Origin of the sequence: Agromyces tardus (assembly GCF_003710805.1) — a bacterium.
Lineage (GTDB): Bacteria > Actinomycetota > Actinomycetes > Actinomycetales > Microbacteriaceae > Agromyces > Agromyces tardus.
This window is the reverse complement of record NZ_RHHB01000005.1, coordinates 146,598-153,241: the sequence shown is the minus strand read 5'-3', so window position 1 is coordinate 153,241 and position 6,644 is coordinate 146,598. Positions and strand designations below refer to the sequence as shown.

The window sequence follows — 6,644 nt, the reverse complement described above, 5'->3', positions numbered from 1 at the left end:
GGCCGCTCGGCACGCCGCCGGCCCCGCGCGCGGGCTCGGTCGCGGGGCGAACGGACCGCGCACCCGGCCGCCGCCGCGCCGCGCGGCGGAACCTGTTCTCGGCGCTCCTGTTCCTGAGTCCGTGGCTCATCGGATTCGTCGTGTTCACGGCGTGGCCGATGATCTACAGCGCCTACCTCTCGCTGACGGACTACGACGTCATCAACAGTCCGGAGTTCGTCGGCTTCGCCAACTACGCGCAGATGGCGGCGGACCCGAAGGTGCTCATCGCGCTCGGCAACACCGTGTACTTCACGGCGCTGCAGGTGCCGCTCTACGTCGTGGTCTCGCTGGCACTCGCGTTGCTGCTCGACCGTGCCGGCCGCGCGTCGGGGTTCTTCCGCACCCTCTTCTTCCTGCCCAAGATGACGCCGCCGGTCGCAGTGGGCGTGCTGTTCCTGCTCCTCTTCAACGGCCAGAACGGGCTCATCAACTCCGTGCTCGGCTGGTTCGGCATCGATGGGCCGGCGTGGACGACGGATCCCGCCTGGGTGAAGCCCGGCCTCGTGTTCATGTCGCTCTGGACGGTCGGGGCATCCGTCATCATCCTGCTCGCCGCCCTGCGGAACGTGCCGACCGAGCTGTACGAGTCCGCCAAGCTCGACGGCGCCGGCTTCTGGCGGCAGTCGTTCAGCATCACCGTGCCGATGATCAGCCCGGCGCTGTTCTTCGTGATCATCGTGAACACGATCGCGGGACTGCAGACGTTCGACGAGGCGTACACCGCGTTCTTCGGCGCGGGCAACACGACGTACAGCAACGATGCGGCCCTCTTCTACGTCATCTACCTGTTCCAGCAGGCGTTCGAGTACCTCCACATGGGCTACGCCTCCGCCTTGGCGTGGGGCCTGTTCCTGGTGATCATGATCGTCACCGCGGTGCAGCTCGTCGTCTCGAGGCGGCTCGTCTACTACGAGGGGGACCGATGACCACCGACATCCGCCCGACCGCCCCCGCAGCGTCGGCCGCCGCGCAGGCCGCCGCCGTGAACTCCACGACGGATGCCGCGGCGCGAGCCGCCGGTCGCGGCCGGTACCGCGCTCGCAAGCGCGCCGGCACGATCGTCGCGTGGGTCGGACTCTCGCTGCTCGGCGTCGTGTTCCTCTACCCGTTCGTCTGGCTCGTGAGCGCCTCGTTCAAGCCGCGCGGCGAGGTCTTCGACAACCAGTTGATCCCGCAGACGTTCACCCTCGACAACTACGTCCAGGTCTGGCAGGAGGCGCCGCTTGCGCTGTGGCTCCTCAACACGTTGCTCGTCACCGTGCTCGCCGCCGTCACCGTCACCCTGTCGAGCGCCATGGTGGCGTGGGGCTTCGCGTACTTCCGGTTCCGCGGCCGGGGCGCGTTGTTCGTACTCGTGCTGGCGACGATGATGCTGCCGGGCGCGGTGACCATGATCCCGGTCTTCCTGATCTGGAACGCGCTCGGGCAGGTGGGCACGCTGACACCGCTGTGGGCGGGCAACCTCTTCGGCAGCGCGTTCTACATCTTCCTGCTGCGCCAGTTCTTCCTGGGTCTGCCGCGCGATCTCTTCGAGGCGGCGCGCATCGACGGCGCGTCGCAGTGGGGCGTCTTCTGGCGCATCGCCCTGCCGCTCACCAAGCCGGCGCTCGCCGTGGTGCTCGTGTTCGAGGTGCAGGCGGTGTGGACCGACCTCATGCGTGCGCTGATCTACCTGCGCGACTCCGACACGTTCACGGTGCCGAGGGGACTCAAGTCGCTCGTGGACGCCTACGGCTTCGGCGGCGAGTGGCACTGGGAGGTGATCATCACGGCGAGCGTCATCACGACCGTGCCGCTCATCATCGTGTTCTTCCTCGCGCAGCGGAAGATCATCGACGGCGTCGCTTCGACGGGCATCAAGGGCTGAGCGGGCGGATGCCGCGGGGCTCCTGCCGCGGCCGCGGCCGTCAGCCGTCAGCCGTCAGCCGTCGGAGGTTCGCGGGCCGAGCGCCGCGTCGTGGCGCTCGTAGCCCGCGCGCAGGGCGACGCGACCGACGTCGACCATCGACACATCCTCCCAGTGCACCAGGAAGAGGCCGCGGTGCAGCCACCGGAGCCACTGCGCGATCGGCCAGGGCCCCGTCGCCCCACTGCGTTCGTAGCCCCACGTGGACGAACGCCCGTGCGGACTCACGAGGAGACCGGCCAGGCGCGCATCCGCGAGCAACTGGCCGGGGTTGCCGTCGATGACGAACCGCACGTCGACGACGGTGCCGACGTGGGTGCCCTCGGCATCCGCGACCTGCGCTCCGATGAGATCACTCAGGATCATGGCGGCCTCCCGGGATCCGAGCGATGATGTGCTCGCTCACCCAGCGCTCGACCCAGCCCGCATCGAGGGAGTCGCCGGCGACGCCGAGCCGCACGACCGTTCCCACGTCCGAGACGAGTCGCCACGAGATGGGCATGCGACGCGATGCCGGCGGCCTGCCGCCGAAGATGCGGGTCGCGATCTCGGTGCCCACCAGCAGGTCGGTGATGACGGGCGGCGGGGCGGCGGGGTCGACGGGCTCGCCGGGCCGGATGCCGCCCACCTCCACGTCGTCGACGGTCGAGACCGGCACCCCGTCGCGGTCCAGCACCTGCCGGTCGAGCAGGTGCAGCTGCGCGTCGAGCACGAGCCCCGCGGTCTGGTCACGTCGGATGGTCATGCGCCCGCTCCCGTCAGGATGAGCAGTGGGATCGCCGCGAGGGCGGCGATGAGGATGATGACGAGGTAGACGACGCCGAGGGCGTTGGCGCCGCGGCCGTTGACCTCGGTTCCCATGTACTCGCGGTCGTTCGCGACGAGCAGGATCGGCAGGTACGTGAGCGGCAGCGCGACCGCGGAGAAGACGACCGAGTACTCGGTCACCGCGATGGGGTCGACGCCGGTGAAGAGGATGAGCACGCCCACGACGATGCACACGATCATCGAGAGGTGGAAGCGGGCGGCGCGTGCCGGGCGGCGGAACTTGCCCCACGACCAGCCGAAGTACTGCGCCAGGGTGTATCCGCTCGACAGGGTCGTCTCGAGCGCGGCGCCGAACGTCGCCGCGAGGATGCCGACGATCGCGAAGCTCAGCGCCACCGTGCCGCCCGCCTGCGCCACGGGCAGCACCACCTGGCTGAGCGAGGTCACCGAGATCGCCTCGGGCAGCAGCACCACCGCGGCGCAGCCCGCGATCGCGATCGAGAGCAGACCGCCGAGCGGGAACCCGACGAAGACGTTGAGCCGTTCGGTCATGAGGTCCTTGCGCTTCCAGCCCTCCTCGATGGCGCCCGACGAGAAGAAGAAGACCTCGTACGGCGTCATCGCCGCGCCGAACAGGGCGACCGCGTAGAACCAGTACGTCGCCACGGACTCACTGGACGGGACCGTGGGGGCCAGCGCCTGGCCGGCGAGCGAGCCCCAGTCGGGCGACAGCAGGAACAGGGCCACGGCGAACACGATGAGCGTCAGCCCGAGCATCCCGGTGACGTTCTCGAGCAGGTCGAACTTGGCCCGCCAGACGACGATCCACACGCCGAACGCGGCGAGCGGCACCCACAGCATGGGGTCCACACCGGAGGCGAGCTGCAGCGCGAGCGCGACGCCGCCGATCTCGGCGGTGAGGGTCAGCAGGTTGATGAGGAACGAGGCCGCGAGGTTGGCGAAGCCGGCGCGGGGGCCCAGGCGCTCGCGGATGATCTCGAACGTCGCTCGTCCGCTCACGGCGGCGACCCGGCCCGCCATGTTCGCGTACAGGCAGATGCCCACGACGCCGACGAGCACGACCCACACGAGCCCCAGTCCGAACCGCGAACCGACGACGGCATTGGTCACGAGATCCCCGATGTCGACGAATCCGCCGATCGCGGTGAGGATGCCGAGGGCGACCGCGAAGATGCGCTTCACGAGGCGTCCTCCTTCGCGAGGTCGCGGAGCACGGACTCGGCGTGCTCCACCTCGCGGAGTGCCGTGTCGAGGTCTCCCACGCCGGCGAGCGCGTCGGCCGCGGAATCGACCGCGACGATCGCGTCGGTCACGGCGGCCTGGGTCTCGTCGCGATGGTCGGCCTCGGCGGCGGTCGTGGCATCCGTCTCGGCCACCGATCGCGACGCGCCGATGAGCTCGCGGCGGGCGTCGGTGACCGTCGCGCTCGCCGTCGTGGTGAACATGCGTCCGTCGCCCTGCAGGTCGAGCGCGATGCGTGCGGACGCGATCGCGGCGATGGACTGGTCCACGGCGTCGTCGACCCGTGCCGTGGGGGAGGTGCACGCGGTGAGCGCGACGATCGAGAGCAGCGCGGTCGCCGCCATCGCCCCGACCCTGCGTCGCATGCCCGCTCCTTCGTCCAGTCCGATGCTGCGACTTGGACGGGGTCGGCGCTAGGCCTTGACGCAGCGCCCCCGATTGGCGTGCGCGCGCGACGTGCGTTAGAGTAACGGGGTTGCCTGCTCGCGAAGCTCGCCCAGGCGGCATCTGATGCGCCCGTAGCTCAATGGATAGAGCATCTGACTACGGATCAGAAGGTTGGGGGTTCGAGTCCCTCCGGGCGCACACTGGTTGAGACAGTGAAGAGGAAGCGGTCCGCGGATGCGGACCGCTTCGCTCGTCTCCGGGGTCGCTGACCGTCCATCTCCTGGGCCGGTCCCCGTCGCTCACAGGTCGTCGTACCAGCGGTCCACGCTCGGATAGCGGACGCGCTCCCGCGGGTCGTCGTGCCGGCGCTCGAAGCCCCAGATGCGCTCGTCGATCTCGGCCACCGTGGGCTCGTCGACGAGTTCCTCGACATCCAGGGGGCCGGGCGTCGTGACGATCTCGCTGGCCGGACCGAGCAGCAGCGTCGCCTGTCCGACGTCGCCGCCGAGCAGCTGCATCGGGATCCGGATGCGCGCGGCGGAGCGGTGCTCCGCCGCCACCTCCGCGAGTTGCACGAGGGCCTCCGCGATGGCGTCGCCGGTCAGGAGTGTCTCGCCTGCATATCGCACGTACCTCATGCGGGCCATGCTCATGCACTCCGGTGGGAGCCTCTACGGGGTTGACAACCCGGTTCCGGATGTCGGGGGCGTGCGCGTCGCGAGCTCAGCGGTGTTCCAGCGGGATCCTCACGTGGTGCTCGCCGTCGGCGAAGTGCGGGGTCGGAATGGTGCGGGTGTGCCGCGTGAGGTCGGCCGTCGCGAGGCAGATCCCGCCATTGCTGTTCGCTGCGATCATCAGGCACTCCAGCCACGCGTGGTCCAGGCGCTCCTTGCGCGAGGAGTCGTAAGTGGCGCGCAGCAGCGCGGCGGCCTGCACGAGCACCTGCTCGAGTCGGCCGTCGGGGTCTTCCCAGCTCAACAGCACCGGCTCGTTCCGCCGCAGTTTCGCGACCAGAACGGCGAAGACGTGCTCCAGCAGGTCGTCGTCGAGATCGACGACCGCTTCGTGTCCGATGTGCAACGTACCCATGACGACCTCCTCGACTGCGACAGTTGTGGAGCTCCGGCGAACGGCGATCCGCCGCTTCCGATGAGCTGGATTGCAGGGGCTGTTGACCCGATTCCAGTGTCGCGCTCGCGCTCGATCGGCGGTAGGTCTTGACCTTCTCCGACGACTGCGTTATACGCCGCACAACCCCCCATTCGGGGGAGCATCGACAACGCCGAGCCGGTACTGGCACACCGCAGGCGGCGACGCGTCAACCGGGGATGCCGACTTCGGGTCGAGACGTCTCGCGCCCGGTTATACGCGCCCCTTCCTGATGTCGCAAGGGTCTGTTTCCCGACGAACCGCCGACCTAGCGTTGGCGTTCCGACAGCGGCTCGACGGTCGCGCCACCGCGATCTGCTCGGTCGTCCTCCACAGGAAGAGAGCCACCATGAACATGAGCAACCCCTACGATCAGGGCGGGATCGCCGCGGACGAGCGGTTCCCCACGACTCCGGTCGAGCCGACCGGCTCCACGGCAGGAGCCGACGCCTCGACGCTCGCCTCCGATGCGGGCGACGCCACCAAGCACGTCGCCGGCGTCGCGAAGACCGAGACCAAGTCGGTCGCGGCGGAAGCCGGCCGACAGGCTCGCCGACTCCTCGGGCGCGTTCAGGGCGAGCTGCGCACGCAGGCCACGACCCAGCAGTCCCGTCTCGCCGACGGACTCCACTCCACGGCCTCCTCGTTCTCGACGATGGCCGAGACCCCCGGGGCGAACGGCTACGCGCCCGAGCTCGTCCGTGCGGCCGGACAGCGCCTCGACGCTGCGGGCAACTGGCTCGGACAGCGTGATCCCGGTGCCCTCGTCGAAGAGGTCAAGTCGTTCGCGCGACGCCGCCCGGGCGTCTTCCTCGCGATCGCCGTCGGCGCAGGAGTCGTCGTCGGACGGCTGACCCGCGCGCTGGCCACCCCGTCGGAGGACGGCGACCGGAGCGCCGCGGCATCCGACCGCACGCTCGAATTCGACGCGCCCGCCGCAACCCCGCCGCGGCTCACCCAGCCGCCGGTCGCGACGACCGTCGGCGCGGGGGCGGGAACCACGGACTCCAACCTCGGATCCGGCCTCGGCGACCAGTCGGACGGCACGGGCGCAGGCACCCTGCCGCCTGCATACCAGCAGCCGAGCTACGAGACGGGTGACTTCCGATGACCCATGCCTCCCTCCCCG

Annotated in this window: 9 protein-coding genes and 1 tRNA gene; 4 read left to right on the top strand and 6 right to left on the bottom strand. The window is 69.8% G+C overall.

Annotation, left to right across the window (positions count from 1 at the left end; all coding sequences use genetic code 11):
• Both EDM22_RS05525 and EDM22_RS05520 read left to right on the top strand, forming a co-directional pair.
• Nucleotides 1-968, top strand: a 968-nt coding sequence (locus EDM22_RS05525) for a carbohydrate ABC transporter permease (protein ID WP_425455157.1), incomplete at its 5' end; no start/stop codon positions are given.
• The gene (locus EDM22_RS05520) at nucleotides 965-1,909 is read left to right on the top strand and encodes a carbohydrate ABC transporter permease (RefSeq protein WP_122936059.1); all 945 of its coding nucleotides are present in this window, start codon (nucleotides 965-967) and stop codon (nucleotides 1,907-1,909) included. The genes EDM22_RS05525 and EDM22_RS05520, both read left to right, overlap by 4 nt.
• 54 nt (nucleotides 1,910-1,963) lie before the next feature.
• Here the strand turns inward: EDM22_RS05520 and EDM22_RS05515 are convergent, their stop codons facing one another.
• From EDM22_RS05515 to EDM22_RS05500, 4 genes are read right to left on the bottom strand one after another with little or no spacing between them, the layout of a single operon-like run.
• The gene (locus tag EDM22_RS05515) at nucleotides 1,964-2,314 is read right to left on the bottom strand and encodes a PRC-barrel domain-containing protein (protein WP_122936058.1); all 351 of its coding nucleotides are present in this window, start codon (nucleotides 2,312-2,314) and stop codon (nucleotides 1,964-1,966) included.
• Nucleotides 2,301-2,693 (bottom strand): hypothetical protein, encoded by a 393-nt coding sequence (locus EDM22_RS05510; RefSeq protein WP_122936057.1) that lies wholly within the window; start codon nucleotides 2,691-2,693, stop codon nucleotides 2,301-2,303. Before EDM22_RS05510 ends, EDM22_RS05515 begins: the two co-directional genes overlap by 14 nt.
• Nucleotides 2,690-3,919, bottom strand: a complete 1,230-nt coding sequence (locus tag EDM22_RS05505; protein ID WP_122936056.1) for an Nramp family divalent metal transporter — start codon at nucleotides 3,917-3,919, stop codon at nucleotides 2,690-2,692. Before EDM22_RS05505 ends, EDM22_RS05510 begins: the two co-directional genes overlap by 4 nt.
• On the bottom strand, nucleotides 3,916-4,344 hold the full coding sequence (locus tag EDM22_RS05500) for a hypothetical protein (protein ID WP_138708038.1): 429 nt from the start codon (nucleotides 4,342-4,344) through the stop codon (nucleotides 3,916-3,918). Before EDM22_RS05500 ends, EDM22_RS05505 begins: the two co-directional genes overlap by 4 nt.
• Before the next feature lie 147 nt (nucleotides 4,345-4,491).
• On the opposite strand from EDM22_RS05500, the gene EDM22_RS05495 reads away from it, so the two are divergent.
• Nucleotides 4,492-4,564 (top strand) — tRNA-Arg (locus EDM22_RS05495).
• 101 nt (nucleotides 4,565-4,665) lie between these two features.
• Here the strand turns inward: EDM22_RS05495 and EDM22_RS05490 are convergent.
• Together EDM22_RS05490 and EDM22_RS05485 are read right to left on the bottom strand one after the other, a co-directional pair.
• A complete protein-coding gene (locus tag EDM22_RS05490) occupies nucleotides 4,666-5,004 on the bottom strand; it encodes a hypothetical protein (protein WP_138708037.1) in 339 nt (112 codons plus the stop codon).
• An 85-nt stretch (nucleotides 5,005-5,089) separates the two neighbouring features.
• The gene (locus tag EDM22_RS05485; protein ID WP_122936053.1) at nucleotides 5,090-5,455 is read right to left on the bottom strand and encodes a DUF7882 family protein; all 366 of its coding nucleotides are present in this window, start codon (nucleotides 5,453-5,455) and stop codon (nucleotides 5,090-5,092) included.
• A 415-nt stretch (nucleotides 5,456-5,870) separates the two neighbouring features.
• On the opposite strand from EDM22_RS05485, the gene EDM22_RS05480 reads away from it, so the two are divergent.
• Complete coding sequence (locus EDM22_RS05480) at nucleotides 5,871-6,626, top strand: hypothetical protein (RefSeq protein ID WP_138708036.1); 756 nt, start codon at nucleotides 5,871-5,873, stop codon at nucleotides 6,624-6,626.
• Nucleotides 6,627-6,644: the final 18 nt, after the last annotated feature.